At 71.6% G+C, this 23067-nt stretch carries 14 protein-coding genes; 8 read left to right on the plus strand and 6 right to left on the minus strand.

The window, feature by feature from the left end:
- The first annotated feature begins 2 nt into the window (after positions 1-2).
- The 5 genes from ACZ4N4_RS23395 (at position 3) to fxsT (ending at position 9570) form a co-directional block, all read left to right on the plus strand.
- Positions 3-3497, plus strand: coding sequence for an SAV_2336 N-terminal domain-related protein (locus tag ACZ4N4_RS23395; RefSeq protein ID WP_467591681.1), 3495 nt, complete (start codon positions 3-5; stop codon positions 3495-3497).
- A 43-nt stretch (positions 3498-3540) separates the two neighbouring features.
- The gene (gene fxsA / locus ACZ4N4_RS23400; RefSeq protein WP_467591684.1) at positions 3541-3720 is read left to right on the plus strand and encodes an FxSxx-COOH cyclophane-containing RiPP peptide; all 180 of its coding nucleotides are present in this window, start codon (positions 3541-3543) and stop codon (positions 3718-3720) included.
- Positions 3721-3887: 167 nt separating this feature from the next.
- Positions 3888-5042 carry an FxsB family cyclophane-forming radical SAM/SPASM peptide maturase gene (locus ACZ4N4_RS23405; protein ID WP_467591687.1) on the plus strand — a complete coding sequence of 385 codons (1155 nt, stop codon included), beginning with the start codon at positions 3888-3890 and terminating at the stop codon, positions 5040-5042.
- Positions 5042-6436: an aKG-HExxH-type peptide beta-hydroxylase gene (locus ACZ4N4_RS23410; RefSeq protein WP_467591843.1), complete on the plus strand. Its 1395-nt coding sequence runs from the start codon at positions 5042-5044 to the stop codon at positions 6434-6436. The genes ACZ4N4_RS23405 and ACZ4N4_RS23410 overlap by 1 nt, the downstream gene beginning before the upstream one ends.
- Positions 6437-6558: 122 nt before the next feature.
- Entirely contained in the window at positions 6559-9570 is a 3012-nt protein-coding gene (gene fxsT, locus ACZ4N4_RS23415) for an FxSxx-COOH system tetratricopeptide repeat protein (RefSeq protein WP_467591691.1), read from the plus strand.
- A gap of 70 nt (positions 9571-9640) precedes the next feature.
- On the opposite strand, the gene ACZ4N4_RS23420 is transcribed toward fxsT, so the two are convergent.
- From ACZ4N4_RS23420 to ACZ4N4_RS23435, 4 genes are all read right to left on the minus strand, one after another.
- Positions 9641-13483, minus strand: coding sequence for a multifunctional oxoglutarate decarboxylase/oxoglutarate dehydrogenase thiamine pyrophosphate-binding subunit/dihydrolipoyllysine-residue succinyltransferase subunit (locus tag ACZ4N4_RS23420; RefSeq protein WP_467591694.1), 3843 nt, complete (start codon positions 13481-13483; stop codon positions 9641-9643).
- 340 nt (positions 13484-13823) lie between these two features.
- On the minus strand, positions 13824-14915 hold the full coding sequence (locus ACZ4N4_RS23425) for a HAMP domain-containing sensor histidine kinase (protein WP_450755118.1): 1092 nt from the start codon (positions 14913-14915) through the stop codon (positions 13824-13826).
- Positions 14912-15652 (minus strand): response regulator transcription factor, encoded by a 741-nt coding sequence (locus ACZ4N4_RS23430; protein WP_362722323.1) that lies wholly within the window; start codon positions 15650-15652, stop codon positions 14912-14914. Before ACZ4N4_RS23430 ends, ACZ4N4_RS23425 begins: the two co-directional genes overlap by 4 nt.
- A 110-nt stretch (positions 15653-15762) precedes the next feature.
- A complete protein-coding gene (locus tag ACZ4N4_RS23435; RefSeq protein ID WP_453577744.1) occupies positions 15763-16461 on the minus strand; it encodes a spermine/spermidine synthase domain-containing protein in 699 nt (232 codons plus the stop codon).
- A gap of 498 nt (positions 16462-16959) precedes the next feature.
- On the opposite strand from ACZ4N4_RS23435, the gene ACZ4N4_RS23440 reads away from it, so the two are divergent.
- Complete coding sequence (locus ACZ4N4_RS23440; RefSeq protein WP_467591845.1) at positions 16960-17679, plus strand: rhomboid-like protein; 720 nt, start codon at positions 16960-16962, stop codon at positions 17677-17679.
- Between the two features lie 474 nt (positions 17680-18153).
- Positions 18154-20574, plus strand: coding sequence for an endopeptidase La (gene lon, locus ACZ4N4_RS23445; RefSeq protein ID WP_467591699.1), 2421 nt, complete (start codon positions 18154-18156; stop codon positions 20572-20574).
- 67 nt (positions 20575-20641) lie between these two features.
- On the opposite strand, the gene ACZ4N4_RS23450 is transcribed toward lon, so the two are convergent.
- Positions 20642-21448 carry a lysozyme gene (locus tag ACZ4N4_RS23450; RefSeq protein ID WP_453577735.1) on the minus strand — a complete coding sequence of 269 codons (807 nt, stop codon included), beginning with the start codon at positions 21446-21448 and terminating at the stop codon, positions 20642-20644.
- 276 nt (positions 21449-21724) lie between these two features.
- On the opposite strand from ACZ4N4_RS23450, the gene ACZ4N4_RS23455 reads away from it, so the two are divergent.
- Entirely contained in the window at positions 21725-22216 is a 492-nt protein-coding gene (locus ACZ4N4_RS23455; RefSeq protein ID WP_453577733.1) for a MarR family winged helix-turn-helix transcriptional regulator, read from the plus strand.
- A 52-nt stretch (positions 22217-22268) separates the two neighbouring features.
- Here ACZ4N4_RS23455 and ACZ4N4_RS23460 read toward each other — a convergent pair whose 3' ends face one another.
- Positions 22269-23057: a protein phosphatase 2C domain-containing protein gene (locus ACZ4N4_RS23460; protein WP_453577730.1), complete on the minus strand. Its 789-nt coding sequence runs from the start codon at positions 23055-23057 to the stop codon at positions 22269-22271.
- Between the last annotated feature and the right edge of the window lie 10 nt (positions 23058-23067).

Here is a 23067-nt window from a genome sequence, read left to right on the forward strand (position 1 = left end):
TGATGCCGGACGCAGCGCCGCGACACGGCCCCCTTCCACCCGACCAGGACCAGGCACCGGGCGCGCCCGGTACGTCTCCCGGCGACCTGGCGGCAGAACCCTCCGGCGTGCCCGGGACGGCCGGGAGCACCGACGGGGACCGGGGCGGCCCCGGCGCTGCCGGCGGCGGCCCGGAACCGGGCGGCCTCGCCGATGGCGACCCGCTGGCCGAACTCGTCCGCAGGCTGCGGGAGGTCGGGCTCGACCCGGACACCGAGGGGCTGAGCGACGCCCTCTGGCTGGCCCGGTGGGCTCGGCCCGCCGTCGGGACGGCGGCGGAGCAGGCGGTCCCCGGCCCCGGTGGCGGCCTGCCGAAGCGGCCCGTCGTACCGCCGAAGGACCCGTCGGGGGACACCCCGGCGGCAGGCGGTGAGAGCCGGCCGGCGCGGCCGGCGCCGGCCGCCCCCGGCGCCGGTGGAGCCGATCGCCGTACCTCCCTGTACCCCGTGCCGCAGCAGCACGGCGGCGGGCACAGCAGGCCGGCCGGCCGGATCACTGGGCTGCCGGTCGGCGTACCCGCCGCCCCCGCGTTGCCCGCGCCACTCGAACTCCAGCGCGCTTTACGGCCGTTGCAGGCCTACCGCAGCGCCGCTCCGCCGCTGCGCGCCGAACTGGACGAGACGCGGACCGCCGAGCACAGCGCCCGCGCGGGCGGTCTGATCCTGCCCGTGTACCGCGCGGTGACCCGGGGCGACGCCCGCCTCCAACTGGTTCTGGAGGCCTCCCCGTCGATGCGGGTCTGGGACCGGATGTTCGACGAACTGGTCCAGGTCTTCGGCCAGTTGGGTGCCTTCGGGGACATCCAGATCAGCCATCTGCACACCGGCCCCGACGGCGAGCCGGCGGTCAGCCGCAGCGCGGACGCGCGCACGGCACCGCTGCACACCGCCGACCGCCTCAGCGATCCGACCGGGCGCCGGATCACCGTCCTGATCAGCGACTGTGCCGGACCACTGTGGCACAGCGGCCGCGCCCACCGGCTGCTGCACCACCTGTCCCGGCAGGCGCCGGTCGCGGTGCTCCAGCCGCTGCCGCAGCGGATGTGGAGCCGCACCAGGCTGCCCGTGACCTACGGGGAGCTGAGCCGCGGCGAGACGCTGGGCGGCGCCACCGCGCTGCGCGTCCGCACCCCGGCCGGTACGCCGTCGGGCGGCCCACGGGGCGCCCTACCGGTGCCGGTGCTGCCGCCCGAGCCGGTGGCGCTGGGCGCGTGGGCGAGGCTGCTGTCCGGGGTCGGCGCCGGGCCGGTGGCGGGCGCGGTGGGCTGGGTGCGCGCCGACCAGCCGCCCGCGCAGGCGGTCCGCGCCGGGCGTCCGCTGTCGCCGATCGAGCGGGTCAGCAGGTTCCAGTCCGGCGCCTCCCCGAGCGCCGGCCGGCTCGCCGTCTACCTGGCCGCCGCCCCGCTCAGCCTCCCGGTGATGCAACTGGTCCAGCGGACCATGCTGCCCGACTCCGGCCCCTCCGAACTCGCCGAGGTGCTGCTCGGCGGCCTGGTCACCCGGGCCCGCGAGGACCAAGCCGACCAGAACACGGACGGCACCCAGTGGTACGAGATGGCCCCCGAGGTCCAGGAGGCGCTGCTCTCCACGCTCGGCCGCGACGAGGCCCTGCTCGTCCTCAAGCACTGCTCCGAGTACATCGAGCAGCGCTTCGGCAAGGGCGGCCCCAACTTCCCCGCCCTCGCGCTCGCCCAGCTCGGCGACGGCGACTCCGGGCGGCCGTACACCCCGCCGGGCACCGGCTACCCGGCCCAGGGCGGCGACAACGGCGACGCGACCCTCGTCCCGCAGCCCTTTGCCGAGGTCGCGGCCCGCGTCCTGGAGCGTTTCATGCCGTTGCCCGAGCAGTTCCGCCTCTACGGCGGCCGCGACACCGCCGTACGACCGGGCGAACACCGCACCCACCAGGCGGTCGACCGGGCCCGCGCCCTGCTCGTCCGGTTCGACACCGAGGGCATGGTGCAGGACCTGATCGACGCCGTGCAGCTGCTGCGCGGGGCCACCGAGCACGAGGAGCCGGTGGGCGCGGACCCGGAGCTGTGGGCGGAGTACGCGCACTGCACCCTGCGCCTGTGGGAGGTGCAGGGCGGCGCCGAGCTGCTGCGGGAGGCCGAGGAGGCGGCGGAGCGGGCCGTGGCCCACCCGCATGCCCGGCGCGAACGGGCTGTCCTGGCCCAGGTGTTGCGGGCCGCCGCCACCGACCGCAGGCGGCACGGCGACCGGGCGGGCGCCCTCGACCTGCTGCGCCGTGCCGATCGGGAGTACGTGGTGGCGTGCGGCGCCCCCGACCTCGATCAGCGGGAGGCGCTGCGGCTGACGCTGGAGCGGGTCGGCGCGCTGGAGGCGCAGTGGAGCCTCGGCGGCGACAGCGCGCTGCTGCAGAGCGCGGTCGGCATGCTGGAGGCGTTCGCCGACGCCTGGCCGGACCGCCGGCACCGGCCGCCCGAACTGCCGCGCGCGCACGGCCGGATCCTGCTGCGCCTGTCGGCCGCGACGACCGACCCCGAGCAGGCCCGCGGCTACGCGGAACAGGCGTCCGGGTCGCTGCGCGACGCCCTGGAGGCCGCCCCCGAGGCCCCGGACCGGGTCAGGGTACGGCTCGACCTGGTGGACGCCCTGCTGTGCGCGGGCGCTCCCCTGGACGAGGCCCAGGACCTGGTCGACGAGGCGCTGGCGGTCACCCGGAAGCGCGGCCAGCGGTCCGCCCTGCATCTGCGGGCCGGGCGGATCCGGGTCGCCCGGTACGCGGAGACCGGTGATCCGCGCGAACTCCAGGACGCGGCCACCGCGTTCGGGAGCGCGGCGGCGGAGATGCCGCGGGACGACCCCGAGTACTCCCAGGTCCTCGCCGAGTGGGGCGAGGCGCTGCTGCGCCGGGCGGACTCGGAGACCGGCGACCGCGCGTGGGCGCCGCTGTCGCAGGCGATCCGGGTGCTGCGGGACTGCCGCCGGGAGACCTCCACGGGGAACCGGGAGCTCGGTCTGCGGCTGCTGTTGCTCGGCCGTGCCCTGATCCTCCGCTACCGGCTGCGCGGCGACCGCGTCGACCTCCGGGAGGCGGAGTACCTCTTCGGGCTCGCGGCGACCGCTGCGGACGGTCCGTTGCTGGCCGCCCGCTGCCGGCTGGAGCTGGGGCAGGCGCAGTACGAGGCCTACCGCAGCCTCGGCCGCCCGACCCGGCTCGACGAGGCGGTGGACGCCTTCCGTCTCGCCGCCGAGTCGGCCCGAGAGGCGGAGGCGGAGGCCCGTACCGAGCGCCGCCGCCAGGAAGCGGTGGTGCTGGGCGCGCAGGCCCACCACTGGCGGGGTATGTCCTACGAGGCGGCCGCCCGTCCACGGGCCGCCCGCGAGGCCTACCGGGCCGCCCGCACGGAGTGGTCGCGGCTGCCGGATGGCACGCTGGGCACGGGGGAGCCGACGGCCGACGACACGGCCGAGCGGCTGGCTGAACTGGAGTGAGCGCGACACCGAGTCGCGACACCGACTGGAGAGGAACGGGGACATGAGCGGACAGGACGACACGTCGGCGGCAACGGGTGGAACCTTGCCGGAGTTACTGGGCCTCGATCTGGAGAAGCTGAGGACGATCCAACACCCGGTACTGCGCGATGTGGTGGAAGAGCTGCGTGAACGGGCGGAACGGCCGAGCGAGATGCTCTGGGGATTCAACAGCGCGATGTGAACCGCACAGGACGCGCGCTGCGAGCCACATGACGCAGTAAAAGACGGCCGCGTTCTGCCAAATAGGGACAGGAAAAGGCTACTTCGATCGTTTCGGGTTTGCGTCCGGTCTCCGACCGGGAATGCGGCCTGATACGTGTGAAAGGTGTACGGCATGGGGGTGCTGGAGTGTCTACGACCGGTCACCCCTTCCGCCAGTTCATCGTGAAGGTGCACGGCCGCTGCAACCTGGCCTGTACCTACTGCTACCTCTACGAGGGCCCGGACAGCACCTGGCGCAGGCGCCCGGCAGCAGCTCCGCCGGCCGTCCTGGACCGCGCCGCCGACCGCATCGCCGAGCACGCCCGCACCCACGGGCTGACCACCGTCTCCCTCGTCCTGCACGGCGGAGAGCCCTTGCTGGCGGGCCCCGACACCCTTGGCCGCCTCACTGACGCCGTACGCACGCGCGTGCCCGACGCCTGCACGGTCCAGCCCACTGTGCAGACCAACGCCACCCTCCTCACCGAGGAGCGTCTGACGGTCCTGGCCCGGCACGGCATCAAGGTCGGCATCAGCCTCGACGGCGGCCGCCCCGAGCACAACGCGCGTCGCGTCGACCACGCCGGCCGCCCGTCCTGGCCCGCCGCCGTTCGCGGGGCGCGCCTGGTCGCCGACCGTTTCCCGGAGTCGTACGCGGGCATCCTGGCCGTCGTCGACCCCATGCTGGATCCGGTGGAGACCTACGAAAGTCTGCTCGAACTCCGACCGCCCGCAATGGACTTGCTCCTCCCGCACGGCAATTGGTCCGCGCCGCCGCCACAGTGGGGCGACGGCCGCCACGGCGACTGGCTGTGCGCCGTCTTCGACCGCTGGTGGTCGGCCGGACGGCGGGAGACCCGGGTGCGGCTCTTCGAGGAGTGCCTGGCGCTGCTGCTGGGCCTTCCGGCGGCCACCGAATCCCTTGGCCTGTCACCGTTCGACGCGCTGGTGGTGGAGACGGACGGGACGATCGAGCAGGTCGACTCCCTGAAATCGGCGTACGAGGGCGCGGCGCGGACGGGACTGGACGTCTTCCGGCACGCCTTCGACGAAGCGTTACGCCACCCGGGGGTCGCCGCACGGCACGCGGGCGTGGCCGCCCTGGCCGACGAATGCCGGGCCTGCCCGCTGTTGTCGGTGTGCGGCGGTGGCCACTACGCCCACCGCTACCGGGACGGGCACGGCTTCCGAAATCCCTCGGTGTACTGCGCCGACCTGAAGCGTTTCATCCGACATGTGGCCGGCCGGCTCGCCGTCGACGCGGCACCCGCCCTGACCGCTCACGAAGGGGGCACCCCGTGATATTTCCGGCGGTCCCGGAGGTGGCCCTGGCCGAACTCGGGCGCACTGAGGGCGGCGCCGACACGCTCGCCCTGCTGGGCCGGGACCAGGACACCCGGCGGCTGCTCCTGCTGCGCGCGGTGCTGGACGGGGTCCAGGCGGCGGAACCGGGGATCTGCCCGCCGGCGGCGAAGGCGCGGCTGCGGGAGGACTGGGCGCTGCTGACGGCGGCGGACCGGGCGGCCTTGCCGTCCCCGGCGCGGGAGCGACTCCGGTATCCGCTGACCGGCGCCTGGGCCCGCAGCTGCCTGACCGGCCTCGGCTCGGGCGGCACGGGTCCCCCCGCCGAGGACCGGCGTCGCGAACTCGCCCGTGACCTGACCTACTTCAGCGCCCTGGCGGCCGTGGCCGCGGCCCGCGCAGGAATCCCCTTCACCACCGAGCTGACGGCCCGCGACGGCGTCCTGGTCCTTCCGGCGCTGGGCATGTTGCACACGGCCGAGGGCGGTGACGCGAGGGTTCGAGTGACCCACTCACGAGGCCGTATCACGCTTGATCAGGTGTCCGTGTATCTGGAGAACGGCACCGGCGCCTGGTCCGGTTCGCTTGCCTGGACCTCGGCGTACGCGCTGCCGGGCCTGGTGGCCGATGCCGAGTCCGTGCCCCTGGACGACCTCGACCCCTATCGGGTGCCGGGCCGTGCACCGGACCAGTTCGGGCTGAGCGGCCCGGTGGCGCCGGACGACCACGAACGCAAGCGGTGGCTCCAGAACTGGTCCGGCACCGCCGCAGTACTGCGCAGCGGCGGCGAGGGGCGGCTCATGGAAGTGCTGGCGCTGCTGCGGTGCCTCGTTCCGCTGGAGATGCCGGCCGCGGGCGGCCGGGGCAGTTGCAGTGGAACCAGCCGGGAGGCATTCGGGGCGTTGCTCAGCAGCGCTCCCGTGACCCCGGTCGCCCTCGCGGCGACCCTCGTCCATGAGCTCCAGCACGCCAAGCTGACGGCGCTGAGCGAGATGGCGGAACTGCACCGGGCGGGACCGGCGGCCCGGTACTTCGCGCCCTGGCGCCCGGACCCGAGGCCGTACGACGGACTCCTCCAGGGCACGTATTCCTACCTCGCCCTCGCGGACTTCTTCCAGCGCCGGGCGCTCACCGGGGACCCGGCGCGGAGCGAGGGCGCGTGGGCGTCCTTCGCGCGCTGTCACGCCCAGGTCGGGGCCGCCCTGCCAGCGTTGGCCGGCTCGCCGGACCTGACGGCGGTGGGGCGGCGCTTCGTCGACGAGATGACCGCCACTCACGAACGGCTTGCGGAGCGGCCCGCCCCCCGGGGCGACACGGCGCGTGCGCAGGCGTATGTCAAGGCCGCGCGTGTGCTCTGGACGCAGCGCCGACCTCGTGGTGAATCCCGGAAATGACGACTTCTCAGACGCTCTTGCGCGAAGATCGACAGACCGAGGTGTTCGGTTGCGAAGTCGCCGGACTCCCCAGAGCCGCAACGAGGTTCTAGGCTTTTATGACTACGCGTGGAGGCTGTCGCATGTCTGAAACTCGTACGCCAGTCAGGTCGACCGACAGGGCGGCCGCGAGGCAGACCGTCACGATCAGCTTCGCCGGATTCAACCGGGCCTGGGCGATGTGGATCGGGGACAGACTGGAGCGGCAAGGGGTTCGCGTCGCCTACATCCGCTGGGACTCCCCGGCGGAGGAGACCCTGGTGGACCTCCTGCGCGGTCTGGCACTCGCCGAGGGGCGGGTCCTTATCCTGGTGAGCGAGCGCTACTTCCAACTCGGCCCCCGGACCTTCGAGGAGTGGAACGCGGCGCTGCGCGAGGTCGTCGCGCCGGATCCCTCCAAGTTCGCCGCCGTCTCCGTCACCAACACCCAGGTGCCCGCGGCGGTCGCGGTGCTGGCCCCCGTCGACCTGACCAACATGGGCGCCGACGAGGCGGAACGCCGCCTGCTGGACCGACTCGACGTGCCGGCTGTCCGCCCCCCGGTGGCGAACGGCCCACGCGGGCCGCGCTTCCCCGCCGCCATGCCGGAGGTGTGGGGCGGGGTGCCGCGCCGCAACACTCGCTTCACCGGTCGCGAGCCGCTGCTGAACGACGCTTTCCACCTGCTCCAGAACAGCGAACCCGGCGCCGGCGTGCTGACGCTGCACGGCATGTCCGGGGTGGGCAAGACCCAGCTCGCGGCTGAATACGTGTACCGGTTCGGGCCCGAGTACGACGTGGTGTGGTGGGTCAACGCCGAGAGCCGGGCCACCTACCGTCGCGTGCTGGCCGAACTCGCCCCGAAACTCGGTCTGTCGACGGGTGACGAATACGGCGAGCGGCTCCGCGCGGTCCGTGACGGCCTGCGCCGGGGCGCCCCGTTCTCCCGCTGGCTGCTGATCCTGGACGGCGCCGACGAACCCGACCAGATCTGGGACATGGTCCCGACCGGCCCCGGGCATGTGCTCATCACCTCCCGGAACACCGAGTGGAGCGAGCACAACAGCAAGCTGCTCGAAGTACCCGTCTACGGCCGTGACGAGTCGGTCGCCTTCATCCGGCGCAGGGCGCCGCGGCTTACGGAGCCGGAGGCCGACGAACTCGCCGAGGCCCTGGAGGACCTGCCCCTGCTGCTCGACCAGACGGCCGGCTGGCTCAACGACTCCGACCTGTCCGTCGAGGACTACATCGCGCTGCTGGAGGGCGGCGTCGACCAGGACGTCGTGAGGGTGTCCGCCGACTTCCCCGTGACCTTCCAGACCGCCTGGTCGATACTGCTGAACAAGCTGCGCGACACGGTCCCGGAATCCGTCGACCTGCTCCGCCTGTGCACGTTCTTCGCACCGGGCTTCATCCCGGTGCGCATGCTGCGCGAGATGCCCCACGACGATCTGCCCGAACAGATCACCGGGCTGCTGGACAACCCGCTGCTGTGGAACAAGGCGATCAACCAGTTGCGGCAGTACTCCGTGGTCCGCCTGGAGTCCCACGAGGTGGGTGTGGACGAGGCCCTGTCACCCGGTGCCGGTGAGTCCGTCTATCTCCACCGGATGGTCCACCAGGTCGTCGGCAAGGACATGCCGGAACAGGACCGGCGGGAGTTCATCGACGTGGTGCGCCGGGCACTGGCCGAGGCCGACCCCGGCCGTCCGACCGACACCCGCAACTGGGAGGCGTACGCGGAACTCATTCCGCACCTGAAGTACGCCGACGTCCTCAACAGCAGGGACCGCAAGGTACAGACCCTGGTCCTCAACTGCCTCCGCTACATGTACTTCGCGGGCGAGTACACCGCGGGCTGGAAACTCGCCCGGCGAACCCTGGACACCTGGCGCGCGCTGCTCGGCGACTCCCATCCCCGTATCTGGGACGTGACCTACCACTACGCCAACCTGTTGCGCGCGGCGGGACGGCTGGAAGAGACGGAAGCCATCGAACGGGCGGCGGTGAACCGGCTGCGCGAGGAGCGTGGCGAACGCGATCTCGACTATCTGCGCGTGCTCATGGGGCTGGCCGCCGACGTACGCGCTCTCGGTCGCTACGACGAGGCCCTCGCGCTGGACGAACAGCTGTATCCCATGTACCGGGAACTCCTCGGCGAGCAGGACTCGCGCACGCTCAACGCGCTGAACAACTGGGGCTACACGCTGAGGCTGATGGGCCGGTACCAGCAGGCGCTGGACATCGCCCAGCGCACCCTGGAGCAACGACGACTCGTACTGACGAACCGGCACCTCTGGACGCTCTTCGCCGAGGTGTCGTACTCGATCGGTCTCAGGCTGTTGGGCCGCTACGCGGAGGCGCAGTCCATCCAGGCCAAAAACGTCCGCGAGTACCGGATCGTCACCGGAGAGACCAACCAGGACACCCTGCGCGCCGAACACAACCTGGCGCTGTGCATGCTGCGGGGCGGGGAGCGCGAAACAGCCGGAAAGCTGCTGACGAAGGTGCTGGAGGGCTTCGAACGCAAACTCGGCGACCGGGATCTCCTGACCCTCTCCGCCGCCGTCAGCCACAGCTGCTTCAACCGTGAGCACGGTGACATCGACCTGGCCCGGGAGACCAGTGAGTCCATCCTGGCCCGGTACGGGCAACTGCTTCCGGAGGCACATCCGTTCAGCATCGGCGCCCGGGCCAACCACGCTCTGATCCTGCGCAACGTCGGTGAGCGCGAGCACGCCCACGTGCTGATCGAGCAGGCCCTCGCCGACATGGCCGTGGCCGTGGGCGAGAACCACCCCTACACGCTCGGCTGCGCCATCAACGCCTCCGCGCTGCGCAACCTCGTCGGTGAGACGGAGTCCGCCGCGGAGCTGAGCAGGATCGCCATCGCCCGGGCCACCGAGACCCTCGGCCGCACCCACCCTCTCACCCTGTCCGCCCGGGTCGCGTACGCGGCCGACCTGCGCGGGCTGCGCGCCCGTCAGCAGGCGGAGAAGACCGAGCAGGAGGCCCTGTCCGACCTGGAGGCGACCCTGGGCAAGCAGCACGTCCACACCGTCTCGGCCCGCGCCCGCAACCGGCCGTACTGGGACTTCGAACCCCAGGCCAGCTGACGCGCACACACGCCTAAGGGCCCGGCCCCCCTGACGGGGGCCGGGCCCTTAGGCGTGCTGAACCGGAGGCCTACGCCTCGAACACCTCACGCACCAGCTGCTCCTGCTCCGCCTGGTGCCGCTTCGCGGAACCGACGGCCGGGGAGGAGCTGTGCGGGCGGGAGATGCGGCGCAGGCGTTCGCCGGCCGGGACGTCCGCGCCGACCGCCAGGTCCAGGTGGTCGATCAGGTTGAGGGCGATGAACGGCCAGGCACCCTGGTTCGCCGGCTCCTCCTGGGCCCACAGGTACTTCTCGGCGTTCGGGTACTTGTTGACCTCCGCCTGGAGCTCCGCACCCGGCAGCGGGTACAGGCGCTCGACACGGATGATCGCCGTGTCCGTGACACCGCGCTTCTGCCGCTCGGCCTCCAGGTCGTAGTAGACCTTGCCGGTGCAGAAGACGACCTTGCGGACCGCGTTCGCCTCGACCGAGGCGTCGCCGATGACCGGGCGGAACTGCCCGCTCGTGAACTCCTCCGCCTTCGAGGCCGCCGCCTTGAGGCGCAGCATCGACTTCGGGGTGAAGACGACCAGCGGCTTGTGGTGCGGGTTGTGCACCTGCCACCGCAGGAGGTGGAAGTAGTTCGACGGGAGGGTCGGCATCGCGACCGTCATGTTGTTCTGCGCGCACAGCTGGAGGTAGCGCTCGATACGGGCCGAGGAGTGGTCCGGGCCCTGGCCCTCGTAGCCGTGCGGGAGGAGCAGCGTGACGCCGGAAGTCTGGCCCCACTTCTGCTCGGCCGCCGAGATGTACTCGTCGATGACCGACTGGGCGCCGTTGGCGAAGTCGCCGAACTGGGCCTCCCACATCACCAGCGCGTCCGGACGGGTGAGCGAGTAGCCGTACTCGAAGCCCATCACCGCGTACTCGGAGAGCAGCGAGTTGTAGACGTTGTAGCGGGCCTGGTCCTCGGACAGGTACAGCAGCGGGGTGTAGTCGGCGCCCGTCTCGCGGTCGATCAGGACCGCGTGGCGCTGGCCGAAGGTGCCGCGCTGGGAGTCCTGGCCGGAGAGCCGGACCGGGGTGCCCTCCATCAGCAGCGAGCCGATGGCGAGGGTCTCGCCCATGCCCCAGTCGATCGTGCCGTCCTCGATCATCGCCGCCCGGCGCTGCAGCTGCGGCAGCAGACGCGGGTGGACGGTGAAGTAGTCCGGGATGTTGACCTGGGACTCGGCGATCCGCTTGAGGACCTCCGTGGAGATCGCCGTCGGGACGGCGATAGGGAAGCCGTCCTGCGGCGCCTGGGCGTCCGCGACGGCCGGCTGCGCGGTGGCCTCGCGGACCTCCGTGAAGACCTTCTCCAGCTGGCCCTGGTAGTCCTGCAGGGCCTGCTCGGCCTCTTCCAGGGTGATGTCGCCGCGACCGATCAGGGACTCGGTGTAGAGCTTGCGCACCGAGCGCTTCTTGTCGATCAGGTCGTACATCAGCGGCTGGGTGAAGGCCGGGTTGTCCGACTCGTTGTGACCGCGGCGGCGGTAGCAGATGAGGTCGATCACCACGTCCTTGTTGAACGCCTGACGGAACTCGAAGGCGAGGCGCGCGACGCGCACCACGGCCTCCGGGTCGTCGCCGTTCACGTGGAAGATCGGGGCCTCGATCATGCGGGCCACGTCCGTGGCGTACATCGAGGAGCGCGACGACTCGGGGGCCGCCGTGAAGCCGACCTGGTTGTTGATGACGATGTGGACCGTGCCGCCGGTGCGGTAGCCCCGCAGCTGCGACATGTTCAGGGTCTCGGCCACCACGCCCTGGCCCGCGAAGGCCGCGTCGCCGTGGATCGCCACCGGCAGCACCGTGAAGTCCGTGCCGCCCTTGTTGATGATGTCCTGCTTGGCGCGGGCGATGCCCTCGATGACCGGGTCGACCGTCTCCAGGTGGGAGGGGTTGGCGGCCAGCGAGACCTTGATCTGCTCGCCGTCCAGGCCGGTGAAGGTGCCCTCGGCGCCCAGGTGGTACTTCACGTCGCCGGAGCCGTGCATCGACTTCGGGTCGAGGTTGCCCTCGAACTCGCGGAAGATCTGCGCGTACGACTTGCCGACGATGTTGGCGAGCACGTTCAGCCGGCCGCGGTGGGCCATGCCGATGATGATCTCGTCCAGGCGGGACTCGGCGGCCGAGTCCAGCACCGCGTCGAGCAGCGGGATGACGGACTCGCCGCCCTCCAGGGAGAAGCGCTTCTGGCCGACGTACTTCGTCTGCAGGAAGGTCTCGAAGGCCTCCGCGGCGTTCAGGCGGCGCAGGATCCGCAGCTGCTCCTCGCGCTCCATCTTGGAGTGCGGGCGCTCCACACGGTCCTGGATCCACTTGCGCTGCTTGGGGTCCTGGATGTGCATGAACTCGATGCCGGTGGTGCGGCAGTACGAGTCGCGCAGCACGCCGAGGATGTCGCGCAGCTTCATCATCGACTTGCCGGCGAAGCCGCCGACGGCGAAGTCCCGCTCCAGGTCCCACAGGGTGAGGCCGTGCTCGACGATGTCCAGGTCGGGGTGCTTGCGCTGCTTGTACTCCAGCGGGTCGGTGTCGGCCATGACGTGGCCGCGGACCCGGTAGGAGTGGATCAGCTCGAAGACCCGGGCGGCCTTGGTGACGTCGTCGTCGTGCGAGGCGTCGATGTCCTTGAGCCAGCGGACCGGCTCGTAGGGGATGCGCAGCGCCTCGAAGATGTCGTCGTAGAAGCCGTTGTCGCCGAGCAGGAGGTTCGCGACCGAGCGCAGGAACTCGCCGGAGGCGGCGCCCTGGATGACCCGGTGGTCGTAGGTCGACGTGAGCGTCATGACCTTCGAGATGCCGAGCTTGTTCAGGGTGTCCTGGCTGGTGCCCTGGAACTCCGCCGGGTAGTCCATGGAGCCGACGCCCATGATGACCGACTGGCCGGGCATCAGACGCGGGACCGAGTGGACGGTGCCGAGGCCGCCGGGGTTGGTCAGGGAGACCGTGACACCGGTGAAGTCGTCCATCGTCAGCTTGTTGTCGCGGGCGCGACGGACGATGTCCTCGTAGGCCTGCCAGAACTCGAAGAAGTTCAGCGTCTCGGCCTTCTTGATGGCCGCGACGACCAGCTGGCGGTCGCCGTTGGGCTTCACCAGGTCGATGGCCAGGCCCAGGTTGACGTGCGCCGGCTTGACGAGGGTCGGCTTGCCGTCCTTCTCGCCGAACGCGTAGTTCATCGACGGCATGGCCTTGATCGCCTGGACCATCGCGAAGCCGATCAGGTGCGTGAAGGAGATCTTCCCGCCCCGGGCGCGCTTCAGGTGGTTGTTGATGACGATCCGGTTGTCGAAGAGCAGCTTCACCGGGACCGCGCGGACCGAGGTGGCCGTCGGCAGCTCCAGCGAGGCGTTCATGTTCTTCGCGACGGCCGCGGCGGGACCACGCAGGGTGACCAGCTCGGGACCCTCGGGCGCCGCGGCGGCGGGCGCGGCCTTCGCGGCGGCCGGAGCGGCGACGGGCGGCTTCGCGGCGGCCGGCGCCGGAGCGGCGGCGGGCGCCGGAGCGGCGGCGGGCGCTGCGGCCTGGGGAGCGGCCGGGGCGGCCGGAGCAGCCGGGGCGGGCGCCGGAGCGGCGGGCGCGGGCGTGGTGGGCGCCGGCGCGGCCGGAGCCGCGGCCTGCTGCGCCTGCGGTTGCGCGGGCGTCGTGGTGCCCGCGGCCCCCGCGGCCGCGGTACCTGCCGGAGCCGAGGCGGCGGGCGCTCCCGGCTTGTAGTCGGCGAAGAAGTCCCACCAGGCACGGTCTACCGAATTCGGGTCCTGGAGGTACTGCTGATAGATCTCGTCGACGAGCCACTCGTTCGGTCCGAACGCGGCTGCGGGATTCTTGCCCGCTTGGTCTGCGTCGGTTGAGATGCTCGAGTTACTGGGGGACTGTGGCGACACGGCGGCAACCGCCCTCTTCCGCTTCACAAGGTGATGGACAGCGGGAATTAAGGCTACGCCTCCAAGACCGTGAAGGTCAGCTCGGGCCGGTTCATCGTCGTGTAAGTCACATCGGAAACCGTGTTTCGGGGCTTGAAATGGCGGGAAACAAGCGTAGTTCCGCTGTGCGAGGACTGAATCGGGCATGGCTCCGCCACGCCGGTGATCACCGCGCTCCAGGCCCCGGCGCGACGTGCGCGGAGGCCGCACCTGATCACACGTGTCCGGCTGCGCGGTCGTCCGCGGGACCGCCGGTGGATCTTGAGGCTCCGGACCGAACTTTACGTCAACTTGGCACGGATCAGAGCCCCGGGAGGGTGACGATAATCCTGCAGCCCCGGTCGGATTCGGCCACGCCGATCCGGCCGCCGTGCAGATCAACCGCCCATCGGGCGATCGCCAGCCCCAGCCCCGTACCGCCGTCGCTGCCGGGCCCGTGCGGCCGTCGTACGGCTCCCCGGTTGAAGCGCTCGAAGACGCGGTGCCACTCCGAGCGCGGAATGCCGGGGCCCTCGTCGAGGACCTCCAGCTCCAGCGACTCCGGCTGCAGGCCGCGCCGGGCCTTCAGGGTCACCCGGCCGTGCGGCGGGCTGTGCTTGACCGCGTTGTCGATGAGGTTCGCCACCACCTGGTGGATGCGCTCCGGGTCGGCGTGCGCGGTCAGCTCCGGCGGGGAGACGTCCAGGTGCAGATGGACGTCCGTACGGGTGTGACTGCCGGAGTTCGAGGCCAGACCGCGCGCCCCGGCGACCATGTTGGCCTCCTTGAGCACGCCCGAGAGATACGGCCACACCTCGAAGCGGCGCTGCCGCAGCGGTACGACGCCGTTGTCCAGGCGGGAGAGGTCCAGCAGGGTCTCCACGAGCCGTCCGAGGCGCTCGGTCTGCTTTAGGGCCGTGCGCATGGTCTCGGTGTCCGGCTCGGCGATCCCGTCGACGACGTTCTCCAGGACGGCCCGCAGGCCCGCGATGGGCGTGCGCAGCTCGTGCGAGACGTTCGCCACCAGTTCCTTGCGCTGGCGGTCCTGGGCCTCCAGCTCGTCGGCCATGACGTTGATCGTCTCGGCCAGGTCGCCCAGCTCGTCCCGGCGGTTCTCGCGCACCCGGCGCGTGTAGTCACCCTGCGAGATGGACCGGGCCACCGCGTTCATGTCGTCCAGCGGCGCGGTGAGCGAGTGGGCCACGAACTGCGTTATCAGCAGTGTGGCGATCATCGAGAAGACCGTGATGAAGCGGAGCTCCGTCTTGGTGTGCACCGCGATCATCGACAGACCCGTGGTGATCAGGACCGAGACGACGACCAGCGCGCCGAGCTTGGTCTTGATCGAGAACGGGCGCACGGTGCCCCAGGGCTCCTCCCCGGGGCCTCTCGGTCCGGCCGGCCCGGCGGTCATGGCGTCGGTGTCTCCAGCGCGTAGCCCACACCGTGCACGGTGCGGATCCGCTCGGCGCCGATCTTCCGGCGCAGTGCCTTGATGTGGCTGTCGACCGTGCGGGTGCCGGAGGCGTCCGCCCAGTCCCACACCTCGGCGAGCAGCTGCTCACGGGAGAGCACCGCGCGCGGGGTGTTCGCCAGGCACACCAGCAGGTCGAACTCGGTCGGCGTGAGGTGTACGTCCTCGCTGCGCACCCGCACCCGGCGCTGCGCGTGGTCGATCTCCAGCTCGCCCAGGCGCAGGATGCCGGACCGGGGGGTGGAGGCCGCGACGGCCGCCCGCTCCACCCGGCGCAGCAGGACGTGCACCCGGGCCGCCAGCTCCCGCATGGAGAACGGCTTGGTCATGTAGTCGTCGGCGCCGACCCCCAGGCCGACCAGCATGTCGGTCTCGTCGTCGCGCGCGGTGAGCATCAGCACCGGCACCGGCCGCTGGGCCTGCACGCGACGGCAGACCTCCAGACCGTCGAAGCCGGGCAGCATGATGTCGAGGATCAGCAGATCGGGCTGCCAGGCCTCGGCGGTGTCGACGGCGGCCGGCCCGTCGCCCGCTGTTTGCACGAGAAATCCCTCGGCGCGCAGGCGGGCCGCGATGGCGTCGACGATCGTGGCGTCGTCCTCGACGACCAGAACCCGGCGCTGGGCGCCCGGAGTAGCCGTCGCCGTGCCGTTGTGGGAGGTGTGTGTCTGCTCCATCGCCCGCCCCTGTGTGCTTTCCGGAACCAGTGGGGTGATCCCATGACTGCGATTGACGCTTGAATGATCCGCGTCAGGGATGCACATTACGGGGACAGGCGGCGCACTCGCTATCCAGGGCGGACGGCAAGGTGAACGACGTCCGGAACGCCCCGGGCAACCGGGATCTCTTCGGTACGCACCTGTTTGAACCCGGCATTCCACAAGGATTCCTCGAATTCGGCCGAGGGCTGCGCCGACCATACGGCGAGTACCCCGCCCGGTCTCAACACCCTTGCGCAGCTTGCGAGTCCGGCGGGGGAGTAGAGGCCCTCGTTGTCCTCGTCGACGGTCCAGCCGGGCCCGTTGTCGATGTCCAGGCACAGCGCGTCGAATGTGTCGGAAGTCTCATTGACGTACGCGACGAGATCGGCCTCGACGATCACCGTGCGCGGATCGGCGAACGCGCCCGCGGACAGCGGCGACAGCGGGCCGTCCCGGTGCCAGTCCACGACCGCCGGCTCCCGCTCCACGACCGTGATCCGTCCCCAGCGGGGGTCCCGCGCGGCGTGCGCGAGCGAGAACCCGACGCCGAGCCCGCCGATCAGCACGGCCGGCCCCGGCCGTCGGTCCAGGGCGTCGCGGGCGGCGTCCACGAGCAGCCGCTCCGAGCGGCCGTCAGAGGTGTCCATCAGGAAGCAGCCGTTGGCGATGATCTGCAGCAGCCCGCCGTGTCTGCGCAGGACCACCTCGCCGTACGGCCCCTCGCGCCGGTCCAGGACCACGGGAGGGCCGTCGTCCACGGACCTCGTGCCCATGATGTTCGCCATGACGGCCATCCTGCCCCAACAGGGCTTTGCGGCCACGCGAATTACGGGTGTCGGACGGTCCTCCCGGGTGTCACTCGTTCGAGGGGCCGCCCGGCGCTTCGTGCCCGCAGGCGGCCGCAGGTGACTCATATGGTTCCTCCCGACCCCTCACGGTTATTCGGAAAATCCTGTGAATCGCTCCCCGCGTGGCCTCGGTCATAGACAGCGACTCGCGGGACGGCGAAGGCTGGTGAGGTGAAACGGAAGGAGCGCCTCACCGTGGAACGGACCGTTGGGGCCGCGTCGACGCCCACGCCGGAGCCCGTTCTGGCGACTTCGCCGGGGACGCCTGCGGCGGGGCCGACGGGGCAGCTCCCGTCCGCTTCGCCGGGACGTCCGCCGGGTGGATCGTCCGGCTCCCTTCCGGCTGCCTCGCGCGGGCCCTTCCGTGCTGCTTCACCGGGGCCCCTTCCGGCTGCTTCGCCGGGACCGTTTCCCGCCGCGGAGGTCGCCGTCCTGCTGGACGGTGTGCCCCGCCAGCGCGGCTCGGACGGGCTCCCCGCCCCGAGGGCCCCGCGCCCCGCCCTCCGCCTCCGTCCCTGGCGGCTGCTGCCCACCCCCACCGGCGCCCCGGTCACCTTCGCCTACACGGTGATCCTGGCCCTGACCTCACTCTTCGCCGTCTACGCCGGCCCCGGCCTGCTGCACGCCGTCTACCAGGACTCCAGCACCGACGTCGCCCACCTCGTGCGCACGCCCGTCTTCGTCCTGCTGGCCAGTGCGCTGTGGGTCGCCGGCGGTCTCCTCTCCCCGTACGCCCTCGCCTTCGTGCTGGTCCTGACCGCGCTGGAGCGGCGGATAGGGGGCGCCCGGGCGATCCTCGTCTTCCTGACGGGCCATGTGCTGGCCACCCTCGCCACCGAGGTCCCGGTCGGCCTCGCGGTCCTGGTCGGCCACCTCCCCGACACCTCCCTGCACCGCCTCGACTACGGCATCAGCTTCGGCGTGGCCGCCAGCATCGGCGCCCTCTCCGGCCTGCTCGCCCCCTGGCTGCGCTGGCCCCTGCTCGCCGTGGTCGGCTACAGCCTCGTCACGGACCTCATCGCCTTCGAGGATCCGATGACCAACTGGGGCCACCTGATCTCGCTGGGCATCGGGACGGCGCTCTGGCCGGCGGTCCGGCGCTGGTACCGGGAGCGGCACCGGGCTCCGGTCCCGGCCGGTGCCACCGCCGCTTGACGCACGGGGTCGGGCCCGGCGCGCCGCCGCCGGCCGTTCGCCGGTTCCGCCACGCCCAGGGTCTGGCCCCGCTCCCGGGCCACGCCGTGCAGGCGGTCGGTGGCAGGTGCGCGGGTACGGGTCGGCGGCCAGGTCGTGGAACTCGCGGAGGAGCACGGCGACTCGCGGAAGCGAACGGCGACTCGCGGTGGAGCACGGCGAACTCGCGGAAGCGTACGGCGACTCGCGGTAGAGCACGGCGAACTCGCGGAGGGGCACCGCTCCGGCGCCTTGGGCCGTGCGGCCCCGCGGGTCACGGCCCCGTGCCCCTGATGGGGCGGGAATGCGCCCGTGCCATCCCGCTGTTTTCCCTTCGTCGGTCCCCTATCGCCAGGTCACCACCCGATCGCTCAGAGCGAACGCGGCCCTGGGAACATTCCGAGGCTCACATGCATTGAGTCGGCATAGCTCAAGTTCAATGCCGAAGGGGAGATCATGGCTTCGACGTCCGCATCACTCACCCTCCCTGTGCTGCCGCTCGACGGCGAGGTCGTGCTGCCCGGGATGGTGGTCCCGCTGGACCTCAAGGACCCCGATGTACGTGCCGCCGTGGAGGCCGCCCAGGCCGCCGCCCGTACCGAGCCCGGCAAGCCCAGGGTGCTGCTGGTGCCGCGTATCGACGGGACCTACCCGAGCACCGGTGTGCTCGGCACCGTGGAGCAGGTCGGCCGGCTGGCCGACGGTGACCCCGGTGCGCTGATCCGCGGCCGTCACCGCGTCCGCATCGGCGCCGGTACCACCGGCCCGGGTGCCGCCCTGTGGGTGGAGGGCACCCGTATCGAGGAGAGCGTCCCGGAACCGGTGCCCGGTCATGTCACCGAACTGGTCAAGGAGTACAAGGCCCTCGCCACCGCCTGGCTGCGCAAGCGCGCCGCCTGGCAGGTCGTGGACCGGGTGCAGGCCATCGACGACGTCTCCGCGCTCGCCGACAACTCGGGTTACTCGCCGTTCCTGACCACCGAGCAGAAGATCGAGCTGCTGGAGACCGCCGACCCGGTCGCCCGGCTGAAGCTCGCCACCCAGCAGCTCCGCGACCACCTCGCCGAGCAGGACGTGGCCGAGACGATCGCCAAGGACGTCCAGGAGGGCGTCGACAAGCAGCAGCGTGAGTTCCTGCTCCGCCGCCAGCTCGAAGCCGTCCGCAAGGAGCTGCGCGAGCTGAACGGCGACTCCGCGAAGGACGGCGAGGAGTCCGACGACTACCGCGCCCGCGTGGAGGCCGCCGACCTGCCGGAGAAGGTCCGCGAGGCCGCCCTCAAGGAGGTCGACAAGCTGGAGCGGTCCAGCGACCAGTCGCCCGAGGGCTCGTGGATCCGCACCTGGCTGGACACGGTGCTCGAACTGCCGTGGAACGAGCGAACCGAGGACGCCTACGACATCCAGGGCGCCAAGGCGATCCTGGACGCGGAGCACGCGGGCCTGGCGGACGTGAAGGAGCGGATCACCGAGTACCTGGCGGTGCGCAAGCGCCGCAGCGACCGGGGGCTCGGAGTCATCGGCGGCCGCCGTGGCGGTGCCGTGCTCGCCCTCGTCGGCCCGCCCGGTGTCGGCAAGACCTCGCTCGGCGAGTCGGTCGCGCACGCCATGGGCCGCAAGTTCGTCCGGGTCGCCCTCGGCGGTGTCCGGGACGAGGCCGAGATCCGTGGTCACCGGCGTACGTACGTCGGTGCGCTGCCCGGCCGGATCGTGCGGGCCATCAAGGAGGCCGGTTCGATGAACCCGGTCGTCCTGCTCGACGAGATCGACAAGGTGGGGTCCGACTTCCGGGGCGACCCGGCGGCCGCCCTGCTCGAAGTCCTCGACCCAGCGCAGAACCACACCTTCCGCGACCACTACCTGGAAGTGGAACTCGACCTGTCCGACGTCGTCTTCCTGGCCACCGCCAACGTCCTGGAGGCCATCCCGGAGGCCCTGCTCGACCGTATGGAGCTGGTCCGCCTGGACGGCTACACCGAGGACGAGAAGGTCGTCATCGCCCGAGACCACCTGCTTCCGCGCCAGCTGGAGCGGGCCGGGCTCGCCAAGGACGAGGTGATCCTCGACGAGAGCGCGCTGCGCAGGCTCGCCGGCGAGTACACCCGCGAGGCGGGCGTCCGCACCCTGGAGCGGTCGATCGCCCGGCTGCTGCGCAAGGTCGCGGCCCAGCATGAACTGGGCGAGCGGGAGCTGCCGTTCACGATCATGGACGAGGACCTGCGCGCCCTGATCGGCCGGCCGCACCACGTGCCCGAGTCCGCCCAGGACCCGGCCGAGCGCCGTACGGCGGTCCCGGGCGTGGCGACCGGGCTCGCGGTCACCGGAGCGGGCGGCGACGTCCTCTTCGTGGAGGCATCCCTGGCCGACCCGGAGACGGGCGCGGCGGGTCTGACCCTCACCGGTCAGCTGGGTGACGTGATGAAGGAGAGCGCGCAGATCGCCCTGTCCTTCCTCCGCTCGCACGGCGCCGAACTGGAACTCCCGGTCGGCGACCTGAAGGAGCGGGGCGTGCACATCCACTTCCCGGCGGGCGCGGTCCCGAAGGACGGCCCGAGCGCCGGCGTCACCATGACGACGGCCCTCGCGTCCCTCCTGTCCGGCCGGCTGGTCCGCACGGACGTGGCGATGACCGGTGAGGTCTCGCTGACCGGCCGGGTGCTGCCCATCGGGGGCGTGAAGCAGAAGCTGCTCGCCGCCCAGCGCGCCGGGGTGAGCACCGTCATCATCCCCAAGCGCAACGAGGCCGACCTGGACGACGTCCCGGCGGAGGTGCTGGACAAGCTCGACGTCCACGCCGTCACCGACGTCCGCCAGGTCCTGGAGCTGGCGCTCGCGCCCGCCACGAACGGCGCGACGCCGGAGGTTCCGGTAGCGGCGTGACGGACGCTGCCGGATGAAGAGGGCCCGGGTCCCCGCGAGGAGGCCCGGGCCTTCGCGCTGTGCGGTGTCAGCCGTTGGCGAGTGCGATCACCCGGTCAATGGCCCCGTTGAACTTGTCGTGGTCTCCGACGGTCGGACCGGACGACGTGTACTGCCACGCCGTGTAGTACGACCATCCGGCCGGCAGCGTCCCCACGTCCGAGGCGTACCGGGCGATCCACAGTGGGTTGCGCGCGGCGAAACCGCTGTAGTTGCCGGTGCAGTCGGTCCACCAGCTGGTCGCCGTGTAGATCACGGCGTCCCGGCCGGTCCGCGCCTTGTAGGTGTTCAGGAAGTCGGCGATCCAGCTGACCATCGAGCTCGCGGACTTGCCGTAGCACGCGGCGCCGTACGGGTTCCACTCGATGTCGAGGACGCCGGGGAGGGTCCGGCCGTCCTTGGACCAGCCGCCGCCGTGGTCGACGAAGTAGTTGGCCTGGGTGGCGCCGCTCGTGGTGTCCGGGGTCGCGAAGTGGTACGCGCCGCGGATCATGCCCACGTCGTAGGAGCCGTTGTACTGCTGGGTGAAGTAGGGGTTCGTGTAGTAGGTGCCTTCGGTCGCCTTGGTGTACGCCCATTTGACCCCGCTGCCCAGCAGGGTCGACCAGGCGACGTTGCCCTGGTAGCCGGCGACGTCGACGCCCTCGGTCTGGGTGGCGTCGCCGCTCTTGGGCGTACCGCTCTGGCCGTCGTGGGCCAGGACGCCCATGCCCATGTACGCCGAACCGCGGGCGGGGGCGGCCGGGTCGGCGTGGGCCGGGGGCATGGAGACCGTCGCGAGCAGCAGCGCGAGCAGTCCGGTGAGGACAGTGGGGGCGGGTCTGTGCACGGGCATGACGTGCCTCCGTGGGGTGAGGTGGGGGTCCCAGATATGCCAGAGACGGTCGGCGCGAGAGGCGCGACACGACGCGGGGTCACACGGCGCGACGCCAACCGCTGGCGTGGGCATGCCATCAATTGCCTGGTAGAGACGCTACGCACGTAGAGGAAACCGGGGAAGGGGGTCCGGAGGCTGCCGTTGGTCTACGCCTGCGGAATACTTGGCGAGCTGCGGCGATGACGGGGTTTGACGGAAACTTTCAGGACTGCGAAACCGATCAGGGGTGCTGACGTGCACGAGGACGACAAGGGCGACGAACAGCGCGCCGCCACCGGGTTGACGCCAAGTGGTGCAGACCAGGAATTCCTGACCCTGGAACGCGAGTTGACGGTGCTGCTGCGGCGCGCTCGGGCCAACCAGGGGGAGATGGCCCGGGAGGTCCACCCCGACCTGGAGTCCGCCGCGTACGGCCTGCTGGTCCGGCTCGACGAGTGCGGCGGCCAGCGCGCCACCGAACTGGCCGCCTACATCGGCGTCGGCAAGGCCACCATGTCACGCCAGCTGCGGGCGCTGGAGGAGCTCGGGCTGATCGCCCGCGAGCCCGACCCGGCCGACGGACGGGCCTGGCTGGTCGCCCTCACCGACGAGGGCCGGCGCCGGGTCGGCACGGTCCGCGAGGCCCGCCGCGGCCGTTACGTCAGCCAGCTCGCCCACTGGCCGCGCCAGGAGGTCGCCGAACTGGCCCGACTGCTGCACCAGCTGAACGGCGTGATGGAGAAGTAGCCGCCGCCGGAGGCCTCAGGCGCACCGGGGAGCTTCGGGGCGCGCCGGGGCTTCAGAACTCGACGTACACCACCGTCGCGTCGTCGTGCGTCTTGCTCCGCCGCAGGAACGCCCGCTTCTCCCGGTCGGCCGCCTCCAGCTCCCGTACCCGGTCGACCACCGCCCGCGCGCCCTCCTTGCGTACGACGTCGAAGAGGGCCGCCCAGTCACCCTCGTGGAACTTCTCCGTCCAGCGGGTCGCCCCGTCGGTGAGGGCGGCGAACGCGCCGACCCTGTTCCGGGGCAGGCTCCCGGCCACCGCACGGGCCGCGACCGAGGGGTCGGCGGCGGCCGTGAAGAAGCCGCCCTCCTTGTTGCGGACCGTGGCGTCGGCGATCGCGTCCGAGGCCAGCGAGGAGCGGGGGACACGGTCGAGCCGGTCGTCCAGGACCGGGGTGACCCGGCCGTCGGGGGAGCGCAGGAGCAGCGCGGAGTCGGACAGGACGAGGTACTCCAGGGTCTCCTCGGACCAGCGGGTCAGGACGACCGTGGCCTGGGGCGTGCGCGGGTGAGAAAGGTCACAGGTGTCACCGTGTGCGTCGGCTGTGCGCCGGATCGCCTGTTCAAGGATCTCCCGCAGCGTCAGATCTCGTGCCGAAACGGTCAGTTCGGTCAGCGCGCCGCCTAGCCGCGCGGTGAACCAGGGGACGGAATGCAGACAGCCGGTTCCGTCCTTGGGCGGAGTGACCCCGTCCAGGACGATCGCACAGCCTCCCTGCCCCGAGGCGGGAAGTCCGACACCGGCGAAGTCCTCGTTGGGGCGGTCGCGGGCGCCGGGTTCCGAAACGAGTTCAGTTCGCATCCGGCCAGTC

It is taken from the genome of Streptomyces sp. NPDC026538, assembly GCF_055567535.1.

Coding starts and splice junctions, on each gene's coding strand:
- ACZ4N4_RS23395 (WP_467591681.1), top strand. CDS start 3: ATGCCGGACGCAGCGCCGCGACACGGCCCCCTTCCACCCGACCAGGAC.
- fxsA (WP_467591684.1), top strand. CDS start 3,541: ATGAGCGGACAGGACGACACGTCGGCGGCAACGGGTGGAACCTTGCCG.
- fxsT (WP_467591691.1), top strand. CDS start 6,559: ATGTCTGAAACTCGTACGCCAGTCAGGTCGACCGACAGGGCGGCCGCG.
- ACZ4N4_RS23425 (WP_450755118.1), bottom strand. CDS start 14,915: ATGACCGCCGGGCCGGCCGGACCGAGAGGCCCCGGGGAGGAGCCCTGG.
- ACZ4N4_RS23430 (WP_362722323.1), bottom strand. CDS start 15,652: ATGGAGCAGACACACACCTCCCACAACGGCACGGCGACGGCTACTCCG.
- ACZ4N4_RS23435 (WP_453577744.1), bottom strand. CDS start 16,461: ATGGCGAACATCATGGGCACGAGGTCCGTGGACGACGGCCCTCCCGTG.
- lon (WP_467591699.1), top strand. CDS start 18,154: ATGGCTTCGACGTCCGCATCACTCACCCTCCCTGTGCTGCCGCTCGAC.
- ACZ4N4_RS23450 (WP_453577735.1), bottom strand. CDS start 21,448: ATGCCCGTGCACAGACCCGCCCCCACTGTCCTCACCGGACTGCTCGCG.
- ACZ4N4_RS23460 (WP_453577730.1), bottom strand. CDS start 23,057: ATGCGAACTGAACTCGTTTCGGAACCCGGCGCCCGCGACCGCCCCAAC.